This is a genomic window from Actinokineospora sp. NPDC051303 (genome assembly GCF_055586285.1).
Window position 1 is genome coordinate 76,441 of sequence record NZ_JBVJIN010000009.1, and the last position, 26,630, is coordinate 103,070.

32 protein-coding genes, 1 pseudogene and 1 riboswitch are annotated in these 26,630 nt (G+C 70.7%); of the genes and pseudogenes, 16 read left to right on the forward strand and 17 right to left on the reverse strand.

The features are described 5' to 3' along the window. Nucleotides 1-18 precede the first annotated feature (18 nt). Nucleotides 19-1,284 carry a threonine synthase gene (gene thrC, locus ACZ6SD_RS09565; protein WP_465316472.1) on the reverse strand — a complete coding sequence of 422 codons (1,266 nt, stop codon included), beginning with the start codon at nucleotides 1,282-1,284 and terminating at the stop codon, nucleotides 19-21. A gap of 11 nt (nucleotides 1,285-1,295) precedes the next feature. Further along, nucleotides 1,296-1,426, reverse strand: a riboswitch (SAM riboswitch). A gap of 160 nt (nucleotides 1,427-1,586) precedes the next feature. Here thrC and holA point away from each other — a divergent pair. Further along, the gene (gene holA / locus ACZ6SD_RS09570) at nucleotides 1,587-2,564 is read left to right on the forward strand and encodes a DNA polymerase III subunit delta (RefSeq protein ID WP_465316473.1); all 978 of its coding nucleotides are present in this window, start codon (nucleotides 1,587-1,589) and stop codon (nucleotides 2,562-2,564) included. Nucleotides 2,565-2,640: 76 nt separating this feature from the next. Here holA and ACZ6SD_RS09575 read toward each other — a convergent pair whose 3' ends face one another. From ACZ6SD_RS09575 to ACZ6SD_RS09595, 5 genes are all read right to left on the reverse strand, one after another. Further along, the gene (locus ACZ6SD_RS09575) at nucleotides 2,641-3,147 is read right to left on the reverse strand and encodes an acyl-CoA thioesterase (protein WP_465316474.1); all 507 of its coding nucleotides are present in this window, start codon (nucleotides 3,145-3,147) and stop codon (nucleotides 2,641-2,643) included. Nucleotides 3,148-3,224: 77 nt separating this feature from the next. Further along, nucleotides 3,225-3,488, reverse strand: a complete 264-nt coding sequence (gene rpsT, locus ACZ6SD_RS09580; protein WP_091454689.1) for a 30S ribosomal protein S20 — start codon at nucleotides 3,486-3,488, stop codon at nucleotides 3,225-3,227. 143 nt (nucleotides 3,489-3,631) lie between these two features. Continuing rightward, a complete protein-coding gene (locus ACZ6SD_RS09585) occupies nucleotides 3,632-3,841 on the reverse strand; it encodes a type II toxin-antitoxin system antitoxin (RefSeq protein ID WP_465316475.1) in 210 nt (69 codons plus the stop codon). Further along, nucleotides 3,841-4,797, reverse strand: a complete 957-nt coding sequence (locus ACZ6SD_RS09590) for an SPFH domain-containing protein (RefSeq protein WP_465316476.1) — start codon at nucleotides 4,795-4,797, stop codon at nucleotides 3,841-3,843. Before ACZ6SD_RS09590 ends, ACZ6SD_RS09585 begins: the two co-directional genes overlap by 1 nt. Nucleotides 4,798-5,069: 272 nt before the next feature. Then, a complete protein-coding gene (locus tag ACZ6SD_RS09595; RefSeq protein ID WP_465316477.1) occupies nucleotides 5,070-5,507 on the reverse strand; it encodes a type II toxin-antitoxin system PemK/MazF family toxin in 438 nt (145 codons plus the stop codon). Between the two features lie 50 nt (nucleotides 5,508-5,557). On the opposite strand from ACZ6SD_RS09595, the gene ACZ6SD_RS09600 reads away from it, so the two are divergent. Then, complete coding sequence (locus ACZ6SD_RS09600; RefSeq protein ID WP_465316478.1) at nucleotides 5,558-5,941, forward strand: VOC family protein; 384 nt, start codon at nucleotides 5,558-5,560, stop codon at nucleotides 5,939-5,941. 16 nt (nucleotides 5,942-5,957) lie between these two features. Here ACZ6SD_RS09600 and ACZ6SD_RS09605 read toward each other — a convergent pair whose 3' ends face one another. Further along, a complete protein-coding gene (locus tag ACZ6SD_RS09605; protein WP_465316479.1) occupies nucleotides 5,958-6,263 on the reverse strand; it encodes an ArsR/SmtB family transcription factor in 306 nt (101 codons plus the stop codon). Nucleotides 6,264-6,420: 157 nt separating this feature from the next. Here ACZ6SD_RS09605 and ACZ6SD_RS09610 point away from each other — a divergent pair, with 157 nt between their 5' ends. The 3 genes from ACZ6SD_RS09610 to ACZ6SD_RS09620 are packed head-to-tail and all read left to right on the forward strand — an operon-like array spanning nucleotide 6,421 to nucleotide 9,873. Next, nucleotides 6,421-8,097 (forward strand): circularly permuted type 2 ATP-grasp protein, encoded by a 1,677-nt coding sequence (locus ACZ6SD_RS09610; RefSeq protein ID WP_465316480.1) that lies wholly within the window; start codon nucleotides 6,421-6,423, stop codon nucleotides 8,095-8,097. Then, complete coding sequence (locus ACZ6SD_RS09615) at nucleotides 8,078-9,025, forward strand: alpha-E domain-containing protein (protein ID WP_091454706.1); 948 nt, start codon at nucleotides 8,078-8,080, stop codon at nucleotides 9,023-9,025. The genes ACZ6SD_RS09610 and ACZ6SD_RS09615 overlap by 20 nt, the downstream gene beginning before the upstream one ends. Beyond that, the gene (locus ACZ6SD_RS09620; RefSeq protein ID WP_465316481.1) at nucleotides 9,022-9,873 is read left to right on the forward strand and encodes a transglutaminase family protein; all 852 of its coding nucleotides are present in this window, start codon (nucleotides 9,022-9,024) and stop codon (nucleotides 9,871-9,873) included. The genes ACZ6SD_RS09615 and ACZ6SD_RS09620 overlap by 4 nt, the downstream gene beginning before the upstream one ends. Here ACZ6SD_RS09620 and ACZ6SD_RS09625 read toward each other — a convergent pair. Continuing rightward, the gene (locus ACZ6SD_RS09625) at nucleotides 9,857-10,510 is read right to left on the reverse strand and encodes a DsbA family oxidoreductase (RefSeq protein WP_465316482.1); all 654 of its coding nucleotides are present in this window, start codon (nucleotides 10,508-10,510) and stop codon (nucleotides 9,857-9,859) included. The two genes, ACZ6SD_RS09620 and ACZ6SD_RS09625, sit on opposite strands and share 17 nt — an antisense overlap. Nucleotides 10,511-10,616: 106 nt before the next feature. Between ACZ6SD_RS09625 and lepA the strand changes: the two genes are divergently transcribed. After that, nucleotides 10,617-12,464, forward strand: coding sequence for a translation elongation factor 4 (lepA, locus tag ACZ6SD_RS09630; protein WP_465316483.1), 1,848 nt, complete (start codon nucleotides 10,617-10,619; stop codon nucleotides 12,462-12,464). Between the two features lie 42 nt (nucleotides 12,465-12,506). Here the strand turns inward: lepA and ACZ6SD_RS09635 are convergent, their stop codons facing one another. Together ACZ6SD_RS09635 and ACZ6SD_RS09640 are read right to left on the reverse strand one after the other, a co-directional pair. Further along, nucleotides 12,507-12,902 (reverse strand): DUF3224 domain-containing protein, encoded by a 396-nt coding sequence (locus tag ACZ6SD_RS09635; RefSeq protein WP_465316484.1) that lies wholly within the window; start codon nucleotides 12,900-12,902, stop codon nucleotides 12,507-12,509. A 104-nt stretch (nucleotides 12,903-13,006) separates the two neighbouring features. Continuing rightward, nucleotides 13,007-13,405 (reverse strand): DUF3224 domain-containing protein, encoded by a 399-nt coding sequence (locus tag ACZ6SD_RS09640; protein ID WP_465316485.1) that lies wholly within the window; start codon nucleotides 13,403-13,405, stop codon nucleotides 13,007-13,009. A gap of 264 nt (nucleotides 13,406-13,669) precedes the next feature. Between ACZ6SD_RS09640 and ACZ6SD_RS09645 the strand changes: the two genes are divergently transcribed. Both ACZ6SD_RS09645 and ACZ6SD_RS09650 read left to right on the forward strand, forming a co-directional pair. Beyond that, nucleotides 13,670-14,038, forward strand: coding sequence for an MmcQ/YjbR family DNA-binding protein (locus tag ACZ6SD_RS09645; protein ID WP_465316486.1), 369 nt, complete (start codon nucleotides 13,670-13,672; stop codon nucleotides 14,036-14,038). 346 nt (nucleotides 14,039-14,384) lie between these two features. Then, nucleotides 14,385-14,507 (forward strand): hypothetical protein, encoded by a 123-nt coding sequence (locus tag ACZ6SD_RS09650; protein WP_465316487.1) that lies wholly within the window; start codon nucleotides 14,385-14,387, stop codon nucleotides 14,505-14,507. A gap of 77 nt (nucleotides 14,508-14,584) precedes the next feature. Here the strand turns inward: ACZ6SD_RS09650 and ACZ6SD_RS09655 are convergent, their stop codons facing one another. Further along, nucleotides 14,585-15,022 carry an HD domain-containing protein gene (locus ACZ6SD_RS09655; protein WP_465316488.1) on the reverse strand — a complete coding sequence of 146 codons (438 nt, stop codon included), beginning with the start codon at nucleotides 15,020-15,022 and terminating at the stop codon, nucleotides 14,585-14,587. A gap of 1,018 nt (nucleotides 15,023-16,040) precedes the next feature. Here ACZ6SD_RS09655 and ACZ6SD_RS09660 point away from each other — a divergent pair. After that, complete coding sequence (locus ACZ6SD_RS09660; protein WP_465316489.1) at nucleotides 16,041-17,105, forward strand: NAD(P)H-dependent flavin oxidoreductase; 1,065 nt, start codon at nucleotides 16,041-16,043, stop codon at nucleotides 17,103-17,105. Between the two features lie 106 nt (nucleotides 17,106-17,211). Beyond that, nucleotides 17,212-18,279, forward strand: coding sequence for an alpha/beta hydrolase (locus ACZ6SD_RS09665; RefSeq protein WP_465316490.1), 1,068 nt, complete (start codon nucleotides 17,212-17,214; stop codon nucleotides 18,277-18,279). Nucleotides 18,280-18,328: 49 nt separating this feature from the next. Here the strand turns inward: ACZ6SD_RS09665 and ACZ6SD_RS09670 are convergent, their stop codons facing one another. After that, nucleotides 18,329-19,294, reverse strand: coding sequence for a zinc-binding dehydrogenase (locus tag ACZ6SD_RS09670; protein WP_465316491.1), 966 nt, complete (start codon nucleotides 19,292-19,294; stop codon nucleotides 18,329-18,331). Nucleotides 19,295-19,361: 67 nt separating this feature from the next. Here ACZ6SD_RS09670 and ACZ6SD_RS09675 point away from each other — a divergent pair, with 67 nt between their 5' ends. The 4 genes and pseudogenes from ACZ6SD_RS09675 to ACZ6SD_RS09690 all read left to right on the forward strand — a co-directional run. Then, a complete protein-coding gene (locus ACZ6SD_RS09675) occupies nucleotides 19,362-19,583 on the forward strand; it encodes a hypothetical protein (protein ID WP_091457296.1) in 222 nt (73 codons plus the stop codon). A 9-nt stretch (nucleotides 19,584-19,592) separates the two neighbouring features. Next, nucleotides 19,593-20,009: a guanyl-specific ribonuclease gene (locus ACZ6SD_RS09680; RefSeq protein ID WP_465316492.1), complete on the forward strand. Its 417-nt coding sequence runs from the start codon at nucleotides 19,593-19,595 to the stop codon at nucleotides 20,007-20,009. Next, entirely contained in the window at nucleotides 20,006-20,311 is a 306-nt protein-coding gene (locus tag ACZ6SD_RS09685; RefSeq protein ID WP_465316493.1) for a barstar family protein, read from the forward strand. The genes ACZ6SD_RS09680 and ACZ6SD_RS09685 overlap by 4 nt, the downstream gene beginning before the upstream one ends. Nucleotides 20,312-20,718: 407 nt before the next feature. After that, nucleotides 20,719-20,892: pseudogene (locus ACZ6SD_RS09690) on the forward strand (IS110 family transposase); the annotation flags it as partial. 242 nt (nucleotides 20,893-21,134) lie between these two features. Here ACZ6SD_RS09690 and ACZ6SD_RS09695 read toward each other — a convergent pair. Beyond that, nucleotides 21,135-21,908: an enoyl-CoA hydratase family protein gene (locus ACZ6SD_RS09695; protein ID WP_465316494.1), complete on the reverse strand. Its 774-nt coding sequence runs from the start codon at nucleotides 21,906-21,908 to the stop codon at nucleotides 21,135-21,137. Nucleotides 21,909-21,975: 67 nt separating this feature from the next. Between ACZ6SD_RS09695 and ACZ6SD_RS09700 the strand changes: the two genes are divergently transcribed. Continuing rightward, a complete protein-coding gene (locus ACZ6SD_RS09700; RefSeq protein WP_465316495.1) occupies nucleotides 21,976-22,317 on the forward strand; it encodes a hypothetical protein in 342 nt (113 codons plus the stop codon). Nucleotides 22,318-22,404: 87 nt separating this feature from the next. Then, the gene (locus ACZ6SD_RS09705; protein WP_465316496.1) at nucleotides 22,405-22,953 is read left to right on the forward strand and encodes a DUF305 domain-containing protein; all 549 of its coding nucleotides are present in this window, start codon (nucleotides 22,405-22,407) and stop codon (nucleotides 22,951-22,953) included. A gap of 143 nt (nucleotides 22,954-23,096) precedes the next feature. Here the strand turns inward: ACZ6SD_RS09705 and ACZ6SD_RS09710 are convergent, their stop codons facing one another. From ACZ6SD_RS09710 to ACZ6SD_RS09725, 4 genes are read right to left on the reverse strand one after another with little or no spacing between them, the layout of a single operon-like run. Next, nucleotides 23,097-23,846 carry a sirohydrochlorin chelatase gene (locus ACZ6SD_RS09710; RefSeq protein WP_465316497.1) on the reverse strand — a complete coding sequence of 250 codons (750 nt, stop codon included), beginning with the start codon at nucleotides 23,844-23,846 and terminating at the stop codon, nucleotides 23,097-23,099. A 4-nt stretch (nucleotides 23,847-23,850) separates the two neighbouring features. Then, nucleotides 23,851-24,726 (reverse strand): ABC transporter permease, encoded by an 876-nt coding sequence (locus ACZ6SD_RS09715; RefSeq protein WP_465316498.1) that lies wholly within the window; start codon nucleotides 24,724-24,726, stop codon nucleotides 23,851-23,853. Further along, nucleotides 24,716-25,510 (reverse strand): ABC transporter ATP-binding protein, encoded by a 795-nt coding sequence (locus ACZ6SD_RS09720; protein WP_465316585.1) that lies wholly within the window; start codon nucleotides 25,508-25,510, stop codon nucleotides 24,716-24,718. Before ACZ6SD_RS09720 ends, ACZ6SD_RS09715 begins: the two co-directional genes overlap by 11 nt. 33 nt (nucleotides 25,511-25,543) lie before the next feature. Next, nucleotides 25,544-26,605: an ABC transporter substrate-binding protein gene (locus ACZ6SD_RS09725; protein ID WP_465316499.1), complete on the reverse strand. Its 1,062-nt coding sequence runs from the start codon at nucleotides 26,603-26,605 to the stop codon at nucleotides 25,544-25,546. Nucleotides 26,606-26,630: the final 25 nt, after the last annotated feature.

The window sequence follows — 26,630 nt, forward strand, 5'->3', positions numbered from 1 at the left end:
CTGGACACGCGTCGTGGGTCAGCCGCGGCCGAGGACCTCGCGGACGGCGGCGGCGGTCGGCGGGATGGTGGCGCGCGGGCCGATGTGGTCCTGGACCGCGTCGAGGGTCTTGAGGCCGTCGCCGGTGATGAGGAGGACGGTTTCGGCGTCGGGGTCGATCTGGCCGCTCTCGATGAGCTTCTTCGCCGTGGCGACGGTCACGCCGCCTGCGGTCTCGGCGAAGATGCCCTCGGTGCGGGCCAGCAGGCGGATGCCCTCGACGACCTCGGCGTCGGTGACGTCCTCGACCGCGCCGCCCGTGCGGCGGACCGAGTCGAGCACGTACGGGCCGTCGGCGGGGGCGCCGATCGCCAGCGAGCGGGCGATGGTGTCCGGCTTGACCGGGCGGATCACGTCGTGGCCGGACTTGAACGCCGAGGAGACCGGGGAGCAGCCGGTGGCCTGCGCGCCGAACACGCGGTACGGCGTCGGCTCGACCAGGCCCAGCTCGCCCAGCTCGCGGAACGCCTTGTCGACCTTGGTCAGCTGGGAGCCGGACGCGACCGGCACCACGATCTGCCGCGGGAGCCGCCAGCCGAGCTGCTCGGCGACCTCGTAGCCCAGGGTCTTGGAGCCTTCCGCGTAGTACGGGCGGACGTTGACGTTCACGAACGCCCAGTTCTCGTGCTCGGCGGCCAGCTCGGTGGCGAGCCGGTTGACATCGTCGTAGTTGCCGTCGACGGCGATCAGCGCGCCGTCGTAGACCGCCGTGGTCAGGATCTTCGCCCGCTCCAGCGACGACGGGATCAGCACGACCGAGTCCCAGCCCGCGCGGGCCGCCGCCGCGGCGACCGCGTTGGCGAGGTTGCCGGTGGACGGGCAGGCCAGCACGCTGAAGCCGAGCTGGCGGGCGGCGGCGAGCGCGACCGCGACGACGCGGTCCTTGAACGAGTGCGTGGGGTTGCCGGTGTCGTCCTTGACCCACAGCGACTTCACGCCGAGCGCAGCGGCGAGGCGGTCGGCCTTGACCAGCCGGGTCATGCCCGGGTCGGTGTTGGGGTGGGCGGCGACGTCGCTGGGGACCGGCAGCAGCCCCCGGTAGCGCCAAATCGACTGGGGTCCCGCTTCGATGTCAGCCCGAGTGATGTTGCCGAACTCGTAGGCGACCTCAAGCGGGCCGAAACACTCGGCGCAGGCGAACTCGGCGGCGAGTGGGATCTGGTGGCCGCATTCGCGGCAGGAGAGCGCCCGGGCGGGGCCGAGGTCGTAAGCGCTGGTCTGCTGGACGTCAACGGTCGATGTCATCGCGAGGTATCTCCTCATCTATCCCGCTGCGCGGGTCGGAATTGGCACCGTGGTCGTCCGCCTCCTCGCGATGAGGAAGTGACGCGTAACGCCGGTTGCCGGGGCTTCTTCGGGCCGATCCCTCTGCCCCTCTGGATGAGCGGTATTCAGTTGTGGTCCGAGCGCGCCGAAGCGGGCCCGCGACTTGCCCGCCACGCTACGGCACCATGAACGCGATCGGCCAGTCCCCTGTCCAGTATTCGAGAGCGGAGCCTGTTCGTCTGCTCACTTGGGTGCGGCGCGGCCATGGGAGGATCGCGGGCGTGAACTCGCCCGCGGTCACGCCAGCCCCGCTGCAACTCGTGCTCGGGGAAGAGGAGTTGCTGGTCGAGCGCGCCATCCGCGCCGCGCTCGACACCGCCCGGCTCGCCGACCCCGCCGCCGACCTGACCCGGCTCCGGGTGGCTGATCTCACAGGCCCTGAGCTGGCCGAACTCGTCAGCCCCTCGCTGTTCGCCGAGGGGCGGGTGATCGTCCTCGACGCCGCCCACGAGGCGACCCAGGACATCGCGGCGCTGGTCGTGTCCTACGCCAAGGCGCCCGCGGACGGGATCGTGCTGGTCGTGGTGCACAACGGCGGCGGACGCAAGGCGGGCAAGGACATCGTGGCCGCTATGCGCAAGGCGGGCGCGGTGGTCACCGAGTGCGCCAAGATCACCAAAGCGTCGGAGCGGGAGGCGTTTGTCCGCAACGAGATCCGCCGGGCGGGCGGCAAGACCGATCCGGCCGCGGTGGCCGCGCTCATCGACTCCGTCGGCTCCGACCTGCGGGAACTCGCCGCGGCGGCGGGCCAGCTCGTCGCCGACACCGGGGGATCGGTGACCGAGGAGGCGGTCCGGCGGTACCACCGCGGGCGCGCCGACGTCACCGGGTTCGCCGTCGCCGAGAAGGCCGTGACGGGGGACCTGGCGGGGGCGATGGAGGCGCTGCGCTGGGCCATGAACCTCGGCGTTCCGCACGTCCTGGTCGCCGACGCGCTCGCCGACGCCGTGCGGACCGTGGCCAGGGTCGCTGGCGCGGGCCGCGCCGACCCGTTCCGGCTGGCAGGCGAGTTGGGGATGCCCGCGTGGAAGGTGAAGAAGGCGCTGGGCCAGGCCCGAGGCTGGAAGCCCGCGGGCCTCGCGGAGGCCATGCGCGTGGTGGCCGAGGTGAACGCCGACGTCAAGGGCGTCGCGGCGGACGCGGACTACGCCCTGGAACGGGCAGTGCTGCGACTCGCCCACGCGCACCGGCGAGACTGACCGCGTTCCTTCGCCTGCTCAGGGCGTTCACGCGGGGTGAGGTGGAAGCTGGGGCCGCTTTCGTGGGGCGCGGGCGTCAGTGGGGTGCGGTGCGGCTTTCCAGGATCTCGGCTCGCTTGGCGAGACGGTGGTGGCGGCGGATCTCCGCTTCTCGGAGGCGGCGCTCGTCTTCCGGGGTTTCGGGTAAGACCGGGGGGACGGCGCGCGGTTGGCCCGTCCTGTCCACCGCCACGAACACCAGGTAGGCCGTCGCCACCTGGGTCGGCGGGACGCCCGCCCGGTCCCACGGCTCGGCCAGGACCCGGACGCCGACCTCCATCGAGGAGCGGCCTGCCCAGTTGACCTGGGCGTGGGCGTGCACGAGGTCGCCGACCCGAACCGGGTGCAGGAAGGTCATGTCGTCCATCGCCGCGGTCACGGCGGGCCCGCCGGAATGGCGTTGGGCCACCGCGCCCGCCACGTCGTCGACCAGCTTCATGATGACGCCGCCGTGGACGGTGCCCAGGAGGTTGGTGTCCAGGGCGGTCATGATGTGCGAGAGCGAGGTCCTCGCCGCTGAGGTGGGTTTGGGCTCCAGGTCCATGCGACGAGTCTTATGCACACGGCAGCGGCGCCGCCCACCCGGAGGTGGACGGCGCCGCTGGCACGTGTGGGTGTGGGTCAGCCGAGCTTGTTGACCCGCAGCGCCATGGCCGACTTCTTGTTGGCGGCCTGGTTGGCGTGGATGACGCCCTTGCCCGCGGCCTTGTCGAGCTGGCGGCTCGCCACGGCCAACAGCTCCTGGGCCTTGGCCTTGTCGCCCGCCTCGGCGGCCTCGCGGAACTTGCGGATCGCGGTCTTGACCGAGGACTTGACGGACTTGTTGCGCAGGCGCGCCTTCTCGTTCGTCTTGATCCGCTTCATCTGGGACTTGATGTTGGCCATGCGTGTGCTCCTCGTGTCGAGTCCGGATCGGCGCGCCGCACTCACGGGACCGGAATCGGTCCCCTGGCCCTGCTGAGCAGGTCTCCTCCACGTCGGAGTGCCGCACGGCGCGACGAGCAAGAGTAACAGTCGGTGGCCGACGCTCAGTCCTCGGGCGGCTCGTCCTTGGGCGGCCTGCCCCGGCGCGGGAGACCGCCCGCGCCCTCGGGCAGCCGTCCGGCCTCGGCGAGGGCGCGGCGGAGCATGAACTCGATCTGCGCGTTGGTGCTGCGCAGCTCGTCGTTCGCCCACCGGGCCACCGCGTCGTGCACGGCGGGGTCCAGCCTGAGGAGGACCTTCTTGCGTTCGGCCATCAGTGGTAGAGGGACCCTGTGTTGACCACGGGGTGGGCCTCTCGGTCGCTGCACAGCACGACCAAGAGGTTGCTCACCATCGCCGCTTTCCGCTCCTCGTCAAGGTTGACCACCTCCCGTTCGGCGAGCCGATCCAGCGCGAGTTCCACCATGCCCACCGCGCCCTCCACGATCCGCTGCCGGGCCGCGACGACCGCGCCCGCCTGCTGCCTGCGCAGCATCGCGCCCGCGATCTCCGGCGCGTACGCCAGGTGAGTGATGCGCGACTCGATCACGCCGACGCCCGCGGCCTCGACGCGCGCCGCGATCTCGGCGGAGAGCCGGTGGGTGATCTCGTCGGCGTTGTCGCGCAATGACAGCTGCGCGTGCTCGCCGTGCGCGTCGTACGGGTAGGTGGTGGCGATGTGCCGCACGGCGGTCTCAGTCTGGATCGCGACGAAGGCGATGAAGTCGTCCACCTCGAACACCGCGCGGGCGGTGTCCTGGACCTGCCACACGACGACCGCGGCGATCTCGATCGGGTTGCCGTCGGCGTCGTTGACCTTCATCACCGCCGTCTCGTGGTTCCGGATGCGCGTCGACACTTTCCGCCGCGTGGTGAACGGGTTCACCCACCGCAGCCCGTCGAGCCGGACGGTGCCGACGTAGCGGCCGAGGAACTGCAGAACTCGCGCCTCACCGGGCTCCACCATGGTCAGCCCGCCCCCCGCTATCGCCGCCGCGGCAACGGCCAGCACACCGAGCACGACCGCGGTGACCGCCACGGCGTCAGCCAGCGACAGCACCCCGATAAGACCGGCGATCCCGCCGCCGATCAGCGCTAACCCGGCCAACGTCAGCACTACGGCGACCGCCCCGATCGGCAGCCCGGCGACCCCGAACGCGACCTTCTCCCGCACGTGGGGCTGCGGCAGCGCCGGTCGGTCGATGTCCTGCGGTGTGACGGTCGTGTTCATGGTCCCCTCCCGGCTAGCGATGTTCTATCTAAGTGATATCATTTTTTCGCCCGGTCGGGTAGCGGGATTCGCCAAGGAGCAGCCGTTGGACATCGCGATCACGGGCACGCGCGGCAGGCGAGTGAGCGGCTCGCCCGTCGAGTTGTGGGAGACGCGGCTAATCCCCTTCGCGCGGAACATCGCCGAGCGCGACCTCGCCCGAGTTCACTCTCGGGACGCCGCCGACCGCGTTCTTCGACGCCATCACAGGCAGTGTTGGTGACCGCCTGTGGTCACTGCCAGCCGTAGCGGACCCGCAGGGCCTCGGCGACCAGGGCGAACCGGTCGGCCTCCAGCACCGAGCCCTCTCGGCGGATGTCTTGTTCGCCGAGTCCGAACAGCCTGTCCATGCGCAGGTAGGACACTCGGCCGTCGCGGTCCCAGCGGCCGGTGCCCAGTTCGAGCCAGTCGCGGCGCTCACGGTCGTGCGGGGCTTTGCTCGACAGCATCAGCGCGCGCAAGGTCGCGCCGGTGCGGCCCACCACGAGCAGGGGGCGGTCCTTGCCTCGGGCGGGGTCGTCCTCGTAGGGGACCCAGGCCCAGACGATCTCGCCGGGGTCGGCCGCGCCGTCGAGGTCGGGGGCGTAGGCGATGGCGTCCGGGCGGTTGCGGGTGGGGACCTCCCACACGGCGCCGTGGGCGGGGCGGGGGTCGTCCGAGGAAGGTCGCACGGACGGCGAGCGTAGTCGCGCGGACTGTCGCGGGCAGGTAGGACTTACCCGTGGAGTTTCTCAGCAGCAGGCTCATCCTCCGTCCGCGTGACCCCGAGCGGTCCCTGGCGTTCTACCGGGACGTGTTGGGGCTGGCGGTGTACCGAGAGTTCCCGGGCGGGGTCGTGTTCTTCCTCGGCGGCGGCTACCTGGAAATCTCCGGGCAGGGCGCCGGGGAGGCGAGTCCGGACCTGGCTGTCTGGTTGCAGGTGCGCGATCTCGCCGCCGCCGCGGCCGAGTTGACCGCCAACGGTGTGACGTTGCTGCGTGAGCCTCGCCAAGAGCCCTGGGGACTGCGTGAGGCGTGGCTGGCCGACCCCGACGGTGTGCGGATCGTGCTGGTGGAGGTTCCCGCCGACCATCCGATCCGGCGGGACTCCCGGGAGCCAGCCTGACGCTCAACGCGCCGCGTCAGTCCATCGTGTCGAGGTGCTGTTCCAGCTTGTCCAGGCTGTTGGACCAGAGCCGCCGGTACGGCGCCAGCCACGAGTCGATCTCCGCGAGCGGTTCCGGCCGCAGCTCGTACCAGCGGCGTTGGGCGTCCCTGCGGACCCGCACCAGCCCGGCGTCGCGCAGCACTTTGAGGTGCTTGGACGTGCCCGGCTGGGTGAGGCCGAGTTCGGTGACCAATTCGCCGACCGACCGCGGCTGCTCGCGCAGGAGGTCGAGGATGCGCCGCCGGGTCGGTTCGGCCAGCACGGTGAAGGTGGTCGCCATCCACTGAACATTACCGACCGGGAATATACAAGGCAACGGCCAATCATGATCGGCCACCGTGGTGACCACGGCAAATAGGGGAATCTCACACGGCGCCCAGGGTCGAAGTGATGTCGCGATACTGCGAGATTCCGGCGCGGTAGGCAAAGATGCCTGGATGGAGCGCTCAACGACCACGGACACGTCTCGGCGAGCCCCACGCCGGGCGCGTGACACCGGCCCGGATCTGGGCGGACTCTTCGACGGCTACCTCGACCCGCGACGTCCGCACGCGGGCGCCTACGACGAGATGTTCGGGCCAGACGGCTCCGTCCGGCAGGCCTACCGGCGGCTGCACGAGCAGTTGGCCGCGTCCCGGCCCGGTGACCTGACTGCCCGCTCCGAAGCCCTCGACCGGGCCCTGGTCGACCAGGGCATCACCTTCTCGCTCTCCGGCCAGGAACGGCCCTTCCCGCTCGACCTGGTGCCCAGGGTGATCACCGCCGCGGAGTGGTCGAGGCTGGAAAAGGGAATCGTCCAGCGGGTCAGGGCGCTGGAGATGTTCCTCGCCGACGTCTACGGCGACCAGCAGATCATCCGCGACGGCGTGCTGCCCCGGCGGCTGATCACCTCGTGCGAGCACTTCCACCGCGCCGCCGCGTTCGTCCTCCCGCCCAACGGCGTGCGCGTGCACGTCTCGGGCATCGATGTCGTCCGGGACGAAGAGGGCACTTTCCGCGTGCTGGAAGACAACCTCCGCAACCCGTCCGGGGTCTCCTATGTGATGGAAAACCGGCGCACCATGGCGCGGGTCTTCCCCGACCTCTTCGCGAAGCACCGGGTCCGTGCGGTCGGCGACTACGCGGTGCACCTGCTGCGCGCGCTGCGGGCTGCGGCCGCGGCCAACGTGGCGGATCCGAACATCGTCGTGCTCACCCCTGGCGTGCACAACTCCGCCTACTTCGAGCACTCGCTGCTGGCCAGGCAGATGGGGGTCGAACTGGTCGAGGGGCGCGACCTGTTCTGCCGCGACAACGTCATTTACCTGCGCACGACAGAAGGAGAGCGCCAGGTAGACGTGATTTACCGGCGCATCGATGACGACTACCTCGACCCGGTCCAGTTCCGGCCGGACTCGGTGCTCGGGGTCGCGGGTGTGCTCAACGCCGCGCGTGCGGGGAACGTGGTTATCGCGAACGCGGTAGGCAACGGCGTCGGCGATGACAAGCTCGTCTACACCTACCTGCCGGAAATCCTCAAGTACTACCTGGGCGAGACTCCGCTGCTGCCCAATGTGGACACTTACCGCTGCTGGCTGCCCGACGAGCAGGAGCAGGTGCTCGACCGGATCTCCGAGCTGGTGGTCAAGCCGGTGGAGGGGTCCGGCGGCTACGGCATCGTCTTCGGCCCGAACTCCTCGGCGAAGGAGTTGGCGGCGCTGCGCAAGAGAGTGCGCGCCAACCCGCGTGGCTGGATCGCGCAGCCGGTGGTGCAGTTGTCGACAGTGCCGACGAAGGTGGGTCAGCGCCTCAAGCCGCGTCACGTCGACCTGCGGCCGTTCGCGGTGAACGACGGCAAGTCCGTGTTCGTCCTCCCCGGTGGGCTGACCAGGGTCGCGATCCCCGAAGGCAGCCTGGTCGTGAACTCCTCGCAGGGCGGCGGGTCCAAGGACACCTGGGTGCTCGCCGCGCGCTCGTCCACAGCGGACGCCGAACTGAGCGGCCAGGGCCTCGCCGGTTCCTCGCCGCTGGACGAGATCGCCCCCGAGCGCGGCCCGGAGCTGACCGCGGCGCAACAGCAGCAACAGCAGCAACAGCAAGGCGGGGAGGAGACCGATGCTCGCACGCAACGCTGAATCGCTCTACTGGATCGGCCGCTATGTCGAGCGCGCCGACGACACCGCGCGCATCCTCGACGTGTCGGTCCACCACCTGCTCGAAGACGCCACCGTCGACGCCGATGCCACCAGCCGCCAGCTCCTGGTGGTGCTGGGCATCGTCCCGCCCGAGGGCACCGCGTTCGACATGCGGTCGCTGACCGACCTGGTGGCGTTCTCGCGGGAGCACTCCGGCTCGATTGTGTCCTCGATCTCCAGCGCGCGGGAGAACACCCGGGTCGCCCGCGAGGTCGTGTCGACCGAGCTGTGGGAGTGCATCAACGCCATGTGGAACGCGTTGCCCGAGCGGCAGAAAGCGGCCAAGCGGACCGGGCCGCACTCGTTCTTCTCCTTCGTGGAGGAGCGGGCGGCGATGTTCGCCGGACTCGCCGACTCCACGATGAGCCGCGACGACGGGTGGCGCTATCTCGTGCTGGGACGCTCGGTCGAGCGCGTGGACATGATCGTGCGTCTTCTCATGTCCCGAGTGGGAGACAAACCGTCCTCTCCGGGCTGGGTAACCGTGCTGCGGTCAGCAGGCGCGCACGACACCTATCTACGCACTTACCGGGGCGCTCTTGACGCTCGACGCGTAGTGCAGTTCCTCTTACTCGACCGGCTGTTCCCGCGCTCGGTCTTCCACGCGCTGCGCCAGGCCGAGTCCTGCCTCGAACACCTGGACCACCGCCCGGTGACCAGGGTCGGGTCCAAGGCCGAGGCCATCCGGCTGCTCGGCAAGGCCCGCAGCGACCTGGAGTTCCTCCGGCCCGACGAGCTGCTGGAGAACCTGACCGACCGGCTCATGGAGTTGCAGACCACCGTGCGCGAGGTCGGCGAGGCCGTGTCGCAGCAGTATTTCCACTCGGTGCCGTGGGTGGCCTGGACGAACGCGGAGGTGAGTCTGTGACCGAGGAGAACTGGCGGATTCGGGTGGTGCACACCACCGGGTACCGCTATGCCGCGCCGGTGGTGCAGTCCTACAACGAGGCCCGGCTCACCCCGCGCAGCGACCGGTGGCAGAACCTGGTGGTCAGCCGGATCGAGACGACGCCGCCGACCCGCTCGTTCCGCTACACCGACTACTGGGGCACCGAGGTCACCTCGTTCGACCTGCACGCCCCGCACACCGAACTCAAGATCGTGTCCTCGTCGGTGGTCGAGACGGGAGCCACCGTCGAGCCGGTGGACGGGGCGAGCTGGGTCGATCTCCGCGCCCCGGAAGTGGTCGACCGCTACGCCGAGTTCCTGGAGTGGACCCGGTACGTGCCGCGGCACGCCGAGCTGGGCCAGCTGGCGCGGACGATGCGCAAGGGCCGCAAGCCGCATGAGACCGTGCTCGCCATCGCCGAGCTCATCCACGACCGGCTCACCTACCGGCGCGGCACCACCGGCGTGCACAGCTCCGCCGCGGACGCCTGGGAGGCGCGTGAGGGCGTCTGCCAGGACTACGCCCACCTCACCCTGGCGATGCTGCGCTCCATCGGCATCCCCGCCCGCTACGTCTCGGGCTACCTGCACACCAATCCCGACGGCAAGGTCAACGAGACCGTCCGAGGGGAGAGCCACGCGTGGATCGAGGCGTGGACCGGCGGCTGGTGGGGATTCGACCCCACCAACGACATCGAGATCGGCCCACGCCACATCTGGGTGGCCATCGGCCGCGACTACGCCGACGTCTCCCCGCTCAAGGGCACCTACAGCGGGGGAGCCGCCACGGCCATCGAGGTGTCGGTGGACGTCACCCGGCTGGCGTGACCCGCGCGGACTCCGCCCACGCCCGGTCGAGCAGCGCGAGGATCTGGTCGGCGGGCTGGGCGCCGGAGAAACCGTAGCGCCGGTCGACGACGAAGAACGGCACCCCGTTGGCGCCCAGCTCGGTCGCCTCCCGCTCGTCCGCGCGCACCGCGTCGGCGTAAGAGCCTTCGCTTAGCGCTGTCGCCACCAGGTCGCGGTCGAGGCCGACCTCTTCGGCCAACTCGACCAAGACGCCCTCGTCGCTGAGCAACCTGCCCTCGGTGAAGTGCGCCCGCAGCAGCCGCTCCTTCAGCGCGTCCTGGAGACCGTGCTCGGCGGCCAGGTGCAGGACCTGGTGGGCGCGGGCGGTGTTGTAGGACCGCACCTTGCCGTAGTCCAGCGTGAGCCCCTCGGCCGCGGCCACCTTGGTGACGTGCGCGGTCATCTGGGCGACCTGCTCCGAGGTCATGCCGCGCAGCCGGACCAGCACGTCGCGGGCCATGCCCTCGTCCGGGCCGCCCTCGGGCATCAACTCGTAGCTGCGCCACCGCACGGTCACCGCGTCGGCGTGCGCGAACCGCGCCAGCGCCTGCTTGAGCCGGGCCCGGCCGATATAGCACCACGGGCAGGCGACATCCGACCAGATCTCGATCTCCATGCGAGGGGTCAACGCGCCCGGGGACGATCCCATTCCGCCTGCTCGGCTCACCCGTGGGCGGGCATGGGACGATGGAGTCACCCCTTATGACCATGCGAGGACCTGAGTGGCTACGTTCGCTGACACGACCTTCACCGCTCCGGAGCAAATCCGGAACTTCTGCATCATCGCGCACATCGACCACGGCAAGTCCACCCTGGCCGACCGGATGCTGCAGATCACCGGCGTGGTCGAGGAGCGGGCGATGCGCGCGCAGTACCTCGACCGGATGGACATCGAGCGCGAGCGCGGCATCACCATCAAGGCGCAGAACGTGCGCCTGCCGTGGGTCCTCGACGGCGCCGAGCACATCCTGCACATGATCGACACCCCCGGGCACGTCGACTTCACCTACGAGGTCTCCCGCGCGCTCGACGCCTGCGAGGGCGCGATCCTGCTGGTCGACGCCGCCCAGGGCATCGAGGCGCAGACGCTGGCCAACCTCTACATGGCCCTCGACCGCGACCTGCAGATCATCCCGGTGCTCAACAAGATCGACCTGCCCGCGGCCGACCCGGACAAGTACGCCGCCGAGATCGCGCACATCATCGGCTGCGAGCCCGGCGACGTGCTGCGCGTCTCGGCCAAGACCGGCCAGGGGGTGCGCGAACTGCTCGACGAGGTCGTCCGGCAGGTGCCCGCCCCGGTCGGCGTCGCCGACGCCCCGGCCCGCGCGATGATCTTCGACTCGGTCTACGACACCTACCGCGGCGTGGTCACCTACATCCGCGTGGTCGACGGCAAGATCACCCCGCGCGAGCGCATCAGGATGATGTCGACCAACGCCACCCACGAGCTGCTGGAAGTGGGCATCATCTCGCCCGAGCCCAAGCCCAGCGCGGGCCTCGGCGTCGGCGAGGTGGGCTACCTGATCACCGGCGTGAAGGACGTCCGCCAGTCCCGGGTCGGCGACACCGTGACCTCCGAGCGCAAGGGCGCGACCGAGCCGCTGGCCGGTTACCGCGAACCCCGGCCCATGGTCTACTCCGGGCTCTATCCGGTCGACGGTTCGGACTATCCGGACCTGCGAGAGGCGCTGGACAAGCTTCAGCTCAACGACGCCGCGCTCACCTACGAGCCGGAAACCTCCGCCGCGCTCGGCTTCGGCTTCCGCTGCGGGTTCCTCGGACTTCTCCACCTGGAGATCACCCGCGACCGCCTGGAACGGGAGTTCGGCCTCGACCTGATCTCCACCGCGCCCAACGTGGTCTACCGGGTCGTGCTGGACGACGGCAAGGAGCTGACGGTCACCAACCCGTCGGACTGGCCCGTGGGCAAGATCGCCGAGGTGTACGAGCCGGTCACCAAGTGCACGATCATCGCGCCCAGCGACTACATCGGCGCGATCATGGAGCTGTGCCAGGGCAAGCGCGGACAGCTCGGCGGCATGGACTACCTGTCCGAAGACCGCGTCGAGTTGCGCTACACCATGCCGCTGGGCGAGATCATCTTTGACTTTTTCGACGCGCTGAAGTCCCGCACGCGCGGCTACGCGTCGCTGGACTACGAGGAGTCCGGCGAGCAGAACGCGGAACTGGTCAAGGTCGACATCCTGCTCCAGGGCGAGGCGGTCGACGCGTTCAGCGCGATCGTGCACAAGGACTCGGCCTACGGCTACGGCACCAGGATGGCCACCAAGCTGCGCGAGCTCATCCCGCGCCAGCAGTTCGAGGTGCCGATCCAGGCCGCGATCGGGTCCCGCGTGATCGCCCGCGAGACCATCCGCGCCATGCGCAAGGACGTCCTCGCCAAGTGCTACGGCGGTGACATCAGCCGTAAGCGCAAGCTGCTTGAGAAGCAGAAGGAAGGCAAGAAGCGGATGAAGATGGTCGGCCGCGTCGAGGTGCCCCAAGAGGCGTTCGTCGCGGCGCTGTCCACCGACGAGTCTTCCGACAAGGGCAAGGGCAAGAAGTAGCGCCTGCCGCCGGGGCCCTGGCGCGGGCCCCGGCGGTGCGGCTCAGTCGAACTTGTAGTCGATCGTGTAGTGGTGCGTCCCGTCCACTAGGGCGATCACCATCTCGCCGGTGAGGCCGGTCAGCTCACTGGAGGCGGTGTCCGGCACGACGGTGATGTCCATCGACTGCTTCTCCGGCGTCGAGGTGGCGTTGTGCTGGAGCACGAACGTGCCCGCGCGCCCGCCGAGCGTGCCGCTGACCCGCTCCACCGCGACATAGGCGGCCGAGCCCTCGACCGGTGCCTGCACCTGGAACATCGTCACCACGCTGGTGGCGGTCAGGTCGCCGGTGTATCTCTTGCGCGCGGTCGTGCGCGTGACCGTGGTTCCGTGCTGCTCGTCGCTTTCCTCCGGCTGCCACGCCTCGATGCCGAACGTGCCGGTCGCCTGCTCGCTCACTGCGTCCTCCCCGCGTTGTCGCTTGGCCGGATTCTCGACCGGGCGGGCGCGCGGAAAGAGTCACTATTGACCATTCGCGGCAGTGTTGTCCGACAGCGTGGTCGTCAGGGCAGCGTGTAAGAGAAGCTGTAGGTGTAGCCATCGGCGTTCTTGGCGATGTCGAAGGTGCCCGTCAGACCGGTCAGCTCGTCGGTGCCGGTGTCCGGCACGACGGTGATCACGGCCTCTTGCGCTGTCTTCGTCGCGGTAGCCGTGTGGTGCAAGACGAAGCTGCCTTTGCGGCCGTCGAGCGTGCCGTGGACCTTCTCGAAGGCCACATAGGCGGCCGAGCCGGACCCGCCCGCGACCACCCGGGTCATCTGCACCTCGCTGGTGCCGACCAACGCCCCGGAGAACGTCTTGCGGATGACCGTGCGCCCCAGCGCGATGCCCTCGTGCTCGTCGTAGGGGTCCTGCGCGTCCCAGAGATCCACCACGAAGGTGCCCGCAGCATACTCGCTCACGATTGATGTGCCTCCTGCTTCCGCTGGCCTGTGGATAACTTTCGGGGTTGTGGATAACTTTCTCCACCCGTCGTCCCCCTGCGGCATTCTGGTCGTGTTGGTTTCGACAAGAAAGGAGAGCCCCATGGGAACCGTGGTCCCAACTCCCGGTTCGTCTCCGCTCGCCCACGGCCGTCCGGTCACAGGCGAAGATCCGTTGGTGGCGCGGAATCTGTTTCCGGCCCGCGTCATCCCGGTCGGCCTTCTCGGCTCGCTGGCGGACTGATGGACACCGATCCGCTGGAGAGGCTGCGGTCGCTGTGCCTGGCCATGCCGGAGGCCACCGAGCGCGTCAGCCACGGCGAGCCCACCTGGTTCGTGCGCGACAAGAAGGTTTTCGTCAACTACGCGGCCCATCACCACGGCGACCGCGTCGGTTTCTGGTGCGCCGCCCCACCCGGCGTTCAGGAGGAGATGATCGCCGAGGACCCGGACCGCTTCTACCGGCCGCCGTACGTCGGGCATCGGGGCTGGCTGGGTGTCTACTTGGACATCGATGTGGACTGGGCTGAAGTCGCCGAAATCGTCGACCAGGCGTACCGGGTCGTGGCGCCCAAGCGATTACTCGCCGAACTCGACGCCCGCACCGGTTAGCGCTCTATCCACAGAGGTCTGGTCTCGGCGGCACGCGCCCCGGCGAGGCGGTCCTCGGCGTGGACAAGTAGCGGACATGGATTGGCTGGATGCTTCTGTGAATTGGAAGGAGGTGGTCGTGTGCCACAAGGGAGTTGGTCATCAGGGGAGGTGACGGTATTCGGGAATCGCCGTATCGAGAGTGCGCGCATTGGCTGAGTGGCGCGCTGGCCGAGTGCGCGTCAGGCGGCAGGGCGGCGCGTGCGGGTGCAGCAGGCGGCAAGGCGGCGCGTGCGTGTGCGGCAGGGCGGTGCGTGCGTGTGCGGGTGCGGCGTCAGGTCGACGGGAATGTGGCGTCGATGTGGCGATGTCTGCGAGGGCGCGCGGCGGATTGACCTGTTCGTCCCGTGAGGACGGTCAGCGGGAGCCGGACGTGCTGGCGAAGTCGGTGCGGGAGCGGCTGGTGGCGGTGACGGAGGGGGCGTCGTGACCGGGTCGCAGGAGCGGTTGCCGAGGCTGTTGGCGCTGGTGCCGTACCTGATCGCGTTGAACGCGGTGACGAGGTCGTCACCGGGGACCCGCGGACTGGGCGAGGAATGCGAGAGCTTGGGCGTACTTCGCGCTCAGGCGGTCGCGGGTCGCGGCGTCCAGTCGGGCCAGGCGGGCGGGGGAGGAGTTGTCGGCGATGTCCGCGTGCTTGACCGTCAGCGCGATGGGGTTCGCCGACACCCGTGCCAGGTAGTCCGACTGGGACTCGCCCGGCTCCTTGCTGATGGCCACGACCGCGGTGACGACCTCCGGTGGGCAGCCCGCGGCCAGCAGATCGTCCGCTGTCACGGCGGTGTCCTCGATGACGTCGTGGAGCACGGCGACCATCCGCTCGTGCTCGCCGGTGACCGCGTTCATCACGCGCAGGGGATGGCCGATGTAGGGCATCCCGCACTTGTCCAGTTGGCCGTCGTGGGCATCGCGGGCGATGCGGATGGCGTCGTCCAAAGTGAACATAAGGGCAATCTAGCGGCTGGTCGGGCACGCACAGGCGAATTGGCCGCGCTCGCGCGGTTCCGAGCCAGCGGCACAGCGCTGCCGTGGCCACCGTCGCCGCTCAACCAGGCGTCGCCTGGCGCGACTTGAGGTGCGGTCGCTCGGCGTGCGGCGGTGGTAGATGCCTGCGCTGGGACGTGGTGGAGACGCTGTCGTCCTGCGTGGTAGGGCGAAATGCCGGCGTCTGGTGGTTGCGGGCCGGCGTTGTTGGCCAGCGTGGTGGCGACAGATGCCTGCGCTCTGGTGGTGGCGGGCAGGCTGTTGGCCCTGTGGCGGCGACAGCAGCCGATGCTGCCGGTGGGCGACGCCGTTCGCTTGTGTGGTGGTGACAGGCGCTGACGCTGCTGGTGGCGGGGAGGCCGTTGGCCTGTGTCGTGAGGCGAGATGCCGTTGCCAGGTGGGCTGTGGGAACGCTGTTGGTCCGTGTGGCGGTGACAGACGTTCACGCTGGTGGTGGGGGACGCCGTTGGGCTGTGTGGCGGTGACAGACGCTGACGCTGGTGGTGGGGGAGGCCGTTGGGCTATGTGGTGGGGCGAGATGCCGTTGCCAGGTGGCTGTGGGGGATGTCGTTAATCCGTGTGGTGGCGGCAGACGCTCACGCTGGGGTGGTTGCGGGGGACGCTGTTGGTCCATGTGGTGGCGTGAGATGCCATTGACAGGTGGCTGAGGGGGATGCCGTTGGCGCCTGTGCTGGCGTGAGGTGCGGTAGTCGATGTGATCGGGGATGCGGTCGCCTACCTGGTGGTGGGGCGCGCCGCTCGATGGGAGGTGGTGACATTACGGGTCGGTGAGTCTGGTGGATGGGCGCTGAGGGGCTGCTGGCGGTGCCGCCTTGTCCTGGTGGTGAGCCTTGGGTTTGGTCGCGCGCACTGGCTCTGCGGGGGCGGGACGTTGGGGCGTTCGTTGGTGGCTGCTTGTGGTTCAGCGCGCCGGGGGCAGGGAGGGGTTTGGTTCGAGGGCGGGCGGTACGGTCGGCGGGTGTTTGGTGAGCTGCGTGTGCCCGTTGTCGTCGCTCCGATGGCTGGTGGGGTCAGCACGCCCGGGTTGGTGGCGGGGGCGGTCGAGGCGGGGGCCTTCGGGTTTCTCGCGGCGGGGATGTTGAGTGTCGATGCGGTGCGCGCGCAGATCGAGGAGGTGCGGGCGCTCACGGGGGAGCCGTTCGGGGTCAACATCTTCACGCCCAGTGCTCGGTCCGCGGTGGACCTTGGCGACTACCGCGAGCGGGTTCGCGTCGAGGCGCGGCGGTATGGGGTGGCGCCGGGAGAGGCGGAGTGGGATGACGACCACTACGCGGCCAAGGTCGCGTTGGTGGTTGAGGCCCGGGTGCCGGTCGTGTCGTTCACCTTCGGGCTGCCTCGGGTGGCGGACGTGGCGCGGCTGAAGGACGTGGGGACGTCCGTGGTCGTCACCGTCACCACCCCGGCGGAGGCCAAGGCCGCCGCCGAGGTGGGTGCTGATGCGCTCTGCGTGCAGGGGGCAGCCGCAGGTGGGCACCGGGGCGTGTTCCTTGACGACCCCGCGTTCCCGGGTGGCGGGCCGCTCTACGACCTGCTGCCCGCCCTGCGGTTGATCGCCGAGGAGACCCGGCTTCCGCTCATCGCCGCGGGTGGGTTGAGCCACGGTGGGGACGTCGCCGCCGTGCTCGCCGCCGGGGCGGTCGCCGCGCAGTTGGGGACGGTGTTCCTGCGCTGCCCGGAGGCGGGCGCCTCCGCCGTCCAGCGGGCCGCTCTCGCCGCGGGTGGGCGGGAGACCACACTGACGCGGGCGTTCACCGGGCGACCGGCGCGCGGGTTGGTCAACCGGTTCATCACCGACCACCCCGACGCCCCCAGTGCCTACCCGAACCTGAACAACCTCACGCGCCCGCTCCGTGCCGCTGCCGCACGGGCGGGGGACCCCGAGGCTATGTCGCTGTGGGCTGGGCAGGCGTACTCGCTCGCGGGGGACGCGCCGGTCGCCGAGGTGGTCGCCGTGCTCGCCCGGCAGGCCAAGGAGGCCGCGGCGGCGGTGGCGGGCCGGTTGGGGATCACCGGACTGGAATAGTCCACAGTGGACTTTCTGGCGCCTGTGCCGTTGCCCACAGAGCGTGGGGAAACCGGTCCGCTGTCGGGCTAACTTACCGGGAGTAATCCGGAGAGGAGGCCCCGCCATGCTTGGACTGCCCACCATGGACACCGTCCGCGACGCCGCGTCCAACGTCGCGCACCGCTGGCTGTTCGGCGGCTTGGCGGACTTCCGCCCGGTGCCGCGCACGCTGATCGCTGAAGGCCGCACCCGGCAGGTGTTCTCCTACCACCTGCCCGCGGGCGTCGAGCCCACCGGCAACCCGACGCTGCTGGTGCCGCCGCTGGCGGTGCCCGACTCCTGCTTCGACCTGCGCCGCGGGTGCAGCGTCGTCGAGCACCTGGTCAACCGGGGCAGACCCACCTACCTGGTCGAGTACGGCGAGATCGGCTTCGCCGACCGCGCGCTGGGGCTGGAGCACTGGGTCGAGGAAGTCCTGCCCGCCGCCGTGCGCGTGGCGCACGAGCACTCCGGTGGCAAGCCGCTGCACGTCGTCGGGTGGTGCCTGGGCGGCATCATGTCGGTCCTGGCCGCCGCGCGGCTGGGGGCGTGGCCGATCGCGTCGCTGACGGTGGTCGCGAGCCCGTTCGACTTCACCGCGATCCCGCTGGTCGCGCCGTTCCGGCCGCTAATCAACGCGACCGGCGGGCACGCCCTGACCCCGCTGTACCGGGCGTTCGGGTCCATCCCGGCGCCCCTGGTGCGCACCGCGTTCCAGATCAGCGGGCTGGACAAGCAGATCACCAAGCCGTTCGCGATCGCGCTCAACCTCGCCGACCGGGACTACCTGGCGCAGATCGAGGCCGTGGAGCGGTTCACCGACCGCATGGTCGCCTATCCGGGGCGGACCGTGGCGCAGATCTACCACCGCTTCTTCCGCGAGAACAGCCTCGCGTCCGGATCGCTGACCCTGGCGGGCACGACCACCACCCTGGCGGACGTCAAGCAGCCCACCCTCGTCATCGCGGGCGCCGCCGACGCGATCGCCCCGCCCCGGGCGGTCGGCAAGCTGGTCGACCTGCTTCCCGAGTCGGCGGGGGTCCGGTTCGAGACCGCTCCCGGCGGGCACCTCGGCGTCCTCACCGGCCGCGCCGCCCGCCACAGCACCTGGCCGCTGATCGACCGCTTCCAGGACGGGCTGGACGCCGCCTAAGCGGCGTCCAGCCGGACCGACCGACCCCCGAGACCTGCCGGGAGCCGGTTCAGCGGGTGAAGACGATCTTCCCGGCGGTCTCGCCCGCCAGCATCTGCTCGAAGCCGTCACGCGCTTCGGTCATCGGCAGCTCGGCGCCGATCCGGGGCTTGATGCCCGCCAGGTCGCAGAAGCTGATCAGGTCGGCCAGCTCGTCGCGGGTGCCCATGGTGGCGCCGACGACCCGCAGTTGCAGGAAGAACAGGCGCTGGAGGTCGGCGCTGGGATCGGGACCGCTGGTCGAGCCGGACACCACGATGACCCCGCCGGGCTTGAGGGCGCGCATCGAGTGCGACCAGGTCGCCTTGCCGACCGTCTCGAACACGCCGTCGACGCGTTCGGGGAGGCGGGCGTTGGACTCGAAGGTCTCGTGGGCGCCCAGCTCGGTGGCCAGGGCGCGCTTCTCCTCGGTGCGGCCGGTGACCCAGACCCGCAGGCCCGCCGCCTTGCCGAGCTCGATCAGCGCCGTCGAGACGCCGCCGGACGCGCCCTGGACGAGCATGGTCTGGCCGGGGCGGAGACCGGACTTGACGAACAGCATCCGGTACGCGGTCAGCCACGCCGTGCCCATGCACGCGGCCTCGGCGAAGGTCAGGCCGGGCGGCTTGGGCAGCGCGTTGCGGGCCGGGACCACCACGGTGTCGGCGAACGAGCCCTGGTGCTTCTCGGTCAGCAGGGTGCGGTTCGGGTCGAGGGTCTCGTCGCCGGACCAGGTGGGGTCGCCGATGACCGAGTGCAGCACCACCTCGGTGCCGTCGGGCAGCAGGCCCGCGCCGTCGCAGCCCAGGATCATCGGGAACCGCTCGGCCTTGATGCCGACGCCGCGCAGGGTCCACAGGTCGTGCATGTTCAGGCTGGCGGCCTTCACCGTCACCGGCACGAAACCGTCGGGGACCTCCGGTTCGGGCCGTTCCCCCACGATGAGGGAGGCCAGCGGGTCGTCCGGGTTCGGCTCAGCGGCGTAGACGGCGAACATGGGTGGAAACATAGCGACGGGCGCGGCCCGTCGCCCCACGGAAGTGGCCTAGGTCTAGTCTCGGGGCGTGCTGCAAGGGCTGTCCGACTGGTGGAACGACGTGGAGCTGTGGCTGATCCAGCTCTCGTTCCCGTTGCAGTTCGCCCTGGTCATGGCCATCTTGCTCCCGCTGTGCGTGGTCCTCGCCTGGTTCATCGACCGGGTCGTGGACTACGCGTCCGCCCGCTTCGGCACCTCCCGCGACGAGGCGCCGCTGGGCTCGCGCCACACCGCGGACCCGGATTCGTAGGCTGACCGAGTGGGTTCCCGAAAGCGCATCACCACCGCCCTGGTCGGGCTCGTCGTGCTGGTCCTGGCGGGCTGGCTGATCCGCGACTCGGGCACCACCGCGCCGCCGCCCGCAGCCACCTCCGCGGACTCGGTCGCCGGGATGCCCCTGCGACCGCTGTCCGAACTGCCGCCCGAGGCCGCGACCACCTGGCGGCTCATCGAGGCCGACGGGCCGTTCCCGTATCCGCGCCACGACGGAAAGACGTTCGAGAACCGGCAAAAGCTGCTCCCCCAGCAGCGCTCCGGCTACTACCGGGAGTACACCGTGCCCACCCCTGGCAGCCCCGACCGCGGCCCCCGCCGCCTGGTCACCGGCGCCGAGAAGGAACTGTTCTACACCGAGGACCACTACGTGTCCTTCGTCGCCGTGGACCCCACGCGATGACCGAACACGTGCTGGACGGGACCCGGGTGCGCAGCAAGCGCGCCATGTTCACCGCCCTCGCCGAAACACTGTCCTTTCCGGACTGGTTCGGCCACAACCTCGACGCCCTCTACGACTGCCTGGTCGACCTGTCCTGGCTGGCCCCGGGCGAGCACGTGCTCATCTGGACCCACCCGGAGATCCTCGCCAAGGCCGACCCGGCGGGCTACCGCGCGATCAAGGAAGTCCTCGACGACGCCGTCGAAGGCTTCACCGACCCGGACCGCACCCTCACCGTCGTCCTGGCCGAGAACAAACCCTGACGGGTGATTCCCGGCCGCCGCCCGGCGCGTCGCCCCTGTCACCCCGGCGAGTTGTCCACAGGCGCCGCGCGCACCTTCCTCGCGCTGCCGACCCCCGATAGACTGGAGCGGGGCCGCCCCCCGTTACTTTTTTCGCAGTTCCTGATCAAGGAGCTGTGGTCGCCGGGCCCGGCATGACTGACGTCCCCAGTCGAACCCATGATTCGGGGGGTGGTGTCACCGGGTCTGGTGGCATCGGGGGACCGCTGAATAGGGACATGGCCGCCTTCGGGGAGGTCTCGTCGCAGGCGTGGGTGCCTGCGCTCGACGCTCGACCGGCGACCAGTCGCGACGAACGAACGGCATGGTGGATGAGCAGCGGTTTTCGGGGTGTTTCTCGGCCTGGATGTGGGCAAGGGCGAGCATCACGGGGCGTCGATGTCGGCGACGAGGCGCTGGCCGAGTTGGACGTGCTGGTCGGGTTCGATGACGACCTGGCCTGCGAGGCCACTCGGCTCGGCAACCGCATCCGAGGGCTGCTCACCGGCATCCACCCGGCCCTGGAACGCGTGATCGGCCCGAAGATCAGTCACCCGGCGGTGTGGACTTGGTCGGCGGGTGACTGTGTCCGGTATGGACTGATGTGACCGGTGTCGAGACGGTCAGCCGACCGGGCTTGTGGGCTTGGTCGCCGAGGCCACGGAATGTCAACTCCGACCTTGACGGAGCCCTGCCGGGACGGCGGGGACCCGCACGCATGGCGGAAGGCGAGGGTGGCTCGCCGCCTGGTCGAGAGTGCGTTGGGTGGTGGGGCCGGACTGAGGTTGGCGGGTGCGGTGAGCGGTTAGGGCTCGGGGACCCAGTGGGGTTTGCGCTTCTGGGCGAACGCGGTGATGCCCTCTTGGCCCTCGGCGCTGGCGAAGAAGCCAGCCGAGAGGGTCAGCATCTCGGCGAAGTCGGTGGACAGGTCGGCGGGGCGGGTGCGGCGGAGCATCCGCTTGGTGGCGGCGAGGGCTTGGGGGCCGCCGAGGGCGAGCATGCCGGTGTAGCGGTCCACTTCGGCGTCGAGGTTGTCGGCTGGGACGGTGGAGTTGAGCAGGCCGATGGCGACGGCGCGGGCCGCGTCGAACTGTTCGCCGGTGAGGAACAGCTCGTGGGCGGCTCGGGGGAGGAGGCGGGGGAGGACGGTCACCGAGATGACGGCGGGGACCACGCCTATGCGGACCTCGGTGAACGCGAACGTCGCCGTGTCGGCGGCCACGGCGATGTCGGCGGCGGCGACGATGCCCACCCCGCCCGCTCGGGCCGGGCCAGCGAGTTTGGCCACGACCGGCTTCGGGCTGGTCCAGATCTGCTCCAGGATGGCCGGGAACTCGTTGACGCCCTGCGCGGACGACGACGCGCCGCCCGCCTCCTTGAGGTCCATGCCCGCGCAGAACACCGGTCCGGTGTGGTCGAGCACGATCACCCGGACGGCGTCGTCGGCGTTCGCCGTCGTCAGGTGGTCGCGGAGGTCGGCGCGCAGTCGCGCGGACAGCGCGTTGCGGTTGTGCGGCGAGTCCAGGGTGACCCGCGCGACCCCCGCGGCGACCTCGTAGTGCACCAGCTCGTCAGCCATGCGCCTCAGCCTAGTGTCCGGTTTCCGCGCCGACGGGGTGGCCGTGGGCTGCGCTAACCTGGCGCCCGTGAGGACGAAGACGCCCGCGCTCGGCCGCCTGGTGCTTCTTCTCGCCGTGCTGGTCGGGGTGCTCGGGATGCACGCCCTCTCGGGGCCGCAGGTGAGCGACCGGCACACGTCCTCCGTCACCCAGCATCCCGCCGACGAACACGCGCCCGTCGAGCACGGGCATGTCGGCCCGGTGTGCGAGTCCGGCGCCCTGCCGGTCCACCCCGACGCGGTGCTCGACCTGCCGGTTGTTCCCGCGCCGCCGCCCGAGGGGCTGCTGGGGCGGGTCGCCTGGGCCGAGGTGGCCGGCACCGGCTGCGGGCCGCCCGCGCGCGCCGACCTCCAGGTCTGGCGGATCTAGACCGACCCATCCCGAACCCGGCGACCGGACGACCCGGCCGCGCGGTTCGGCACGCGTCCGATCCGACGACGTTCTGGTGGAGTCGATATGAAGAAGACAGTTCTCGTTCTCGGCGCGCTCTTGGCGCTGACCGGGTGTTCGGCGGGGCAGGAGACGCACGGTGGCGGCCACTCGGCGCCTTCGTCGTCCGCGCACACCGCCCACAACCCCGCTGACGTGGCGTTCGCCCGCGACATGATCACCCATCACCGGCAGGCGCTGGAGATGTCCGCGCTCGCCGCGACCAAGGCGAGCGGCGGGCAGGTGAAGGACCTCGCCGCGCGCATCGAGCGGGCGCAGGCCCCGGAGATCGAGCAGATGACCCGGTGGCTGGCCGAGTGGGGCCAGTCGACCGAGCCGGGGCACGGCGCGCACGGCACGATGACCGACGCCGAGATGGTCGCCCTCGCGGGCGCGTCCGGCCCGGAGTTCGACCGGATGTTCCTGGAGATGATGGTCCGCCACCACGAGGGCGCGGTCACCATGGCCAGGGAAGCCAAGGCTAAGGCGGCCGACCAGCGGGTGCGGGACCTCGCGGACGCGGTGATCACCGCGCAGGAGGCGGAGATCGCCGAGATGCGGGGCCTGCTCGCGTGACCGGTGTGGTGGCCCCGGCAACCGGGGCCACCACGCTCACGGCCGAGGAGCCAGGGCGTGGCCGCGGAAGGACCAGGCGGCCCGGTCTCGCAGCGGACTGGTGAGGGAACGGCGCGAACGGCGGTGGTCGACAGTGCCCGCGGTCAGGCTGTGCGGGCGCGGGCGGTGCTGACCTCGTCGTAGCGGGACAGCAGCAGGTCGGCGACTTCGACGGCGGGGCCGAGGGGCGCGGCGACCCGGGCGCCCGGGTCGGCCGCGGTGGCCTGGGCCGCGACGCGGTCGGGGAGCAGGCCGGGGGCCAGGAAGTACCCGGCGACCGCGATCCGCTCCGCTCCCCGGGCGCGCAGGGCCGCGACGGCGGCGGGCACGCCCGGGTCGGCGGCCGAGGCGAACGCGGCGCGCACCCCGGACCAGCCCAGGGCGCGCGCCCAGCGGTCGGCGATCTCGTGGACCCGGGCGTTCGCGGGCGGGTGCGACGAGCCGGTGGCCGCCAGCACCACGCCGAGCCCGGGGTCGCCGGGGTGGGCGCCGATCTCGGCGAGCCTGCGCAGCGCGGCCCGCTCCAGCGCCGCGTCCGGCCCCAGGACGTCGGCGACGGTCACCGACAGCCGGGGAAGCCTGCCCACCGCGTCGTCGATCAGCGCGGGCAGGTCCACCCGGGCGTGGAAAGCGCGGCCGAGCAGCAGGGGCGCCACGACGACCGCGCGGTGCCCCTCGCCGTGCAGGGCGGCGAGCACGTCGGCCAGGCGGGGCGCCGACAGGTCCAGGAACGCGCCGCGCACGTCCAGGTCCGGCCGCCGGGTCCTGGCCACGGCCAGGAGGTCGCCGACGCAGGCAGCCGAGCGCGGGTCTCGGCTGCCGTGCGCGACGGCCACCAGGGGGACAGGGGGCATTCGCTTACAGCGCTCCGGTGAGCCCGCGGGCGCGCAGCACGGCGCGTTCCAGCGGCCGGAACACCAGCAGTTCGATGCCGACGCCGACGAAGAAGATCAGCAGGATGCCCGCCAGCACCATCGACATGTCCGACAGGGCCATGCCGTTGTGCAGGTACTGCCCGAGGCCGAACCCGAGTTGCGGCGAGGTGGCGATCAGCTCGGCGGCCATCAGCGACCGCCAGGAGAACGCCCAGCCCTGCTTGAGTCCGGCGAGGTAGCCGGGCAGGGCGGCGGGCAGCAGGATGTAGCGGGCCGAGTCGAGCCTGCCCGCGCCGAGCGCCTTGCCGACCCGGGGCAGGATCGGCGGGATCTGGTCGATGCCCGCGACCAGCCCGTTGGCGATCGAGGGGACCGCGCCGAGCAGGACCACGGTGTAGATCGCGCCGTCGGTGACCCCGAACCACAGCACGGCCGCGGGCACCCAGGCGACCGAGGGCAGGCTCTGCAGGCCGGAGATGGTCGGCCCGATGGCCGCCCGCACCAGCGGGACCTTGGCCAGCAGCAGCCCCAGCGGGGTCGCCACGGCCACCGAGACCAGGAACCCGATGATCGCCCGGTGCACCGAGACCCAGAGGAACTCCCACACCTGGCCGTTGTCGATGACCTTCCAGATCTGGTCCCACACCGCCAGCGGCGCGGGGAGCTGGAACTCCGGCCAAATCGCCTGCGACCACAGCAGTTGCCACACCCCGACGAACAGCGCCAGCGCGATGATCGGCGAGAGGACCGACCGGGTCAGCGTGCTCTTGGCCCTGGTCGGCGGCGGGGTGTCGAGGGCGTCCAGGCCCGCTTCGACGGCGGCGGAGTCCTCGACCTTGTCGGCCACCTCACGCGGCATGGCTGCTGATCACCTCGCGGAGCCGGGCGTTGACGCTCTCGATCGCCTTGGCCTCGTCGGCTCCGGTGAGGCCGTCGACGGCCCACTCCTGCACGACCCGGCCCGGCTTGGATGACAGCAGCACGACCCGCTGGCCCAGCCGGACCGCCTCGCGCACGTCGTGGGTCACGAACACCACCGCGGTGCCGGTCGCCTCCCAGACCCGCAGCAACTCGCCCTGCAGCACGTCGCGGGTGATCGCGTCGAGCGCGGAGAACGGCTCGTCCATCAGCAGCAGCGACGCGGCCTCGCCGTTGTTGCCGTCCAGCGCCGAGGCCAGCGCGCGGGCCAGCGCCACCCGCTGGCGCATGCCGCCGGACAGCTCGTGCGGGCGCTTGTCGCCCACGTTGCGCAGCCGCACCAGGTCGAGCAGCTCGGTGGTGCGCGCCACCCGGTCGGCCCGCTTGACGCCCGCGAGCCGCAGCGGCAGCTCCACGTTGCGCGCCGCGGTCAGCCACGGCATCAGCGCGGCCTCCTGGAACATCACCGCGGGCCGGGTCGTGGTCAGCTCGATCTCGCCGGACGACGGCGCGTCGAGACCGGCGATCAGGTTGAGCACCGTCGTCTTGCCGCAGCCGGACGCGCCGAGGAGGCAGACGAACTCGCCGGGCTCGACCCGCAGGTCGATCCCGTCGAGCGCGGTCACGGCGCGGGGGCCGTGGCCGAAGGTTTTCCGGACATCGGTCAGCCGAACCGCGGCCGCGGCGCCCGCGCGCGCGGGGGTGGCCTCAAGCGTGGCGGTCATGGTCTTCGCCTGCCTTCCTCGGTCGTCCACTGACTACTTCTTGTCCAGGCCCGCGGCGTCGGCCGCGGGTTTGCCCGCCGCGGTGAGAACCGCGTTGAGCGCGCTCAGGTCCGCGAATCCGGCGAGCTGGGTCTCCTTCTCCGCGACGCCCGCGGTGACCGCGTCCTTGGCCAGCTGGGGGAACGTCGCGGCCAGCGGGTCGGGGTTCAGCTCGATGGAGGTGAACGCGCGGTCGAGGACCGGGGCAGCCAAGCCCTTGCCGGTCAGCGCCTCAAGCTGCTTGTTCACCGCGGTCTTGGCTCCGGCCGCGTCGGTCTTGACGTAGTCGTTGGCCGCGAGCAGGCCCTTGAGCAGCTTCCGCACCGTCTGCGGGTGCTCACGCAGGTACTGGGTGCGCACCAGCAGCACCGTGGTCGGGAACTTGCCCTGCGCCCACAGGTCCTTCTCGTCGACGAGGACCTTCGCGCCCGCGTCGAGCACCAGCCGCGACGACCACGGCTCGGGCAGCCAGGCCGCCTGCACCTCGCCCTTCTTGAACGCGTCGAAGGTCTGCGCGTTCTCCCGGTTGGTGACCTGGACCTTGTCCTTGAGGCCGTTGTCCACCAGCCACTTCTTCAGCGCCACGTCCTGGGTGTTGCCCAGCGCCGGGGTGACCACGGTCTTGCCCGCCAGGTCTTCCGGCTTGGCGATGTCGGCGGTGGTGACCAGCTGCGCGCCGCCGGAGGTGGCGCCCGCGACCAGCCGCACGGCCTCGCCGTTGGACTTGGCGTAGGCGTTGATCGCCGGGCCGGAGCCGATGAAGCCCGCGTCGAGCGAGCCGCCGAGGAACGCGGCGACCTCGGTGGGGCCGTCGTTGAACTTGGTCGGGACCAGCTTGGTCGCGCCCAGCTCCTGGGCGAACAGGCCCTTCTCCAGGCCGATCAGGGCGGAAGCGTGCGTCACGTTGGGGAAGTACCCCAGTCGCAGCTCGGCCGCCTCGCCCTTGTCGGTCGCCGCGTCCGCGGTGTTGGTCGACTCGACGCGGGAGCAGCCCGCGAGGGCGGTGACCAGGGATAACGCGATGGCGATCGCGACGCGCTTTCGGTGCGAAGTCACTTCTGGGCCTTTCAGGTGGGGGATG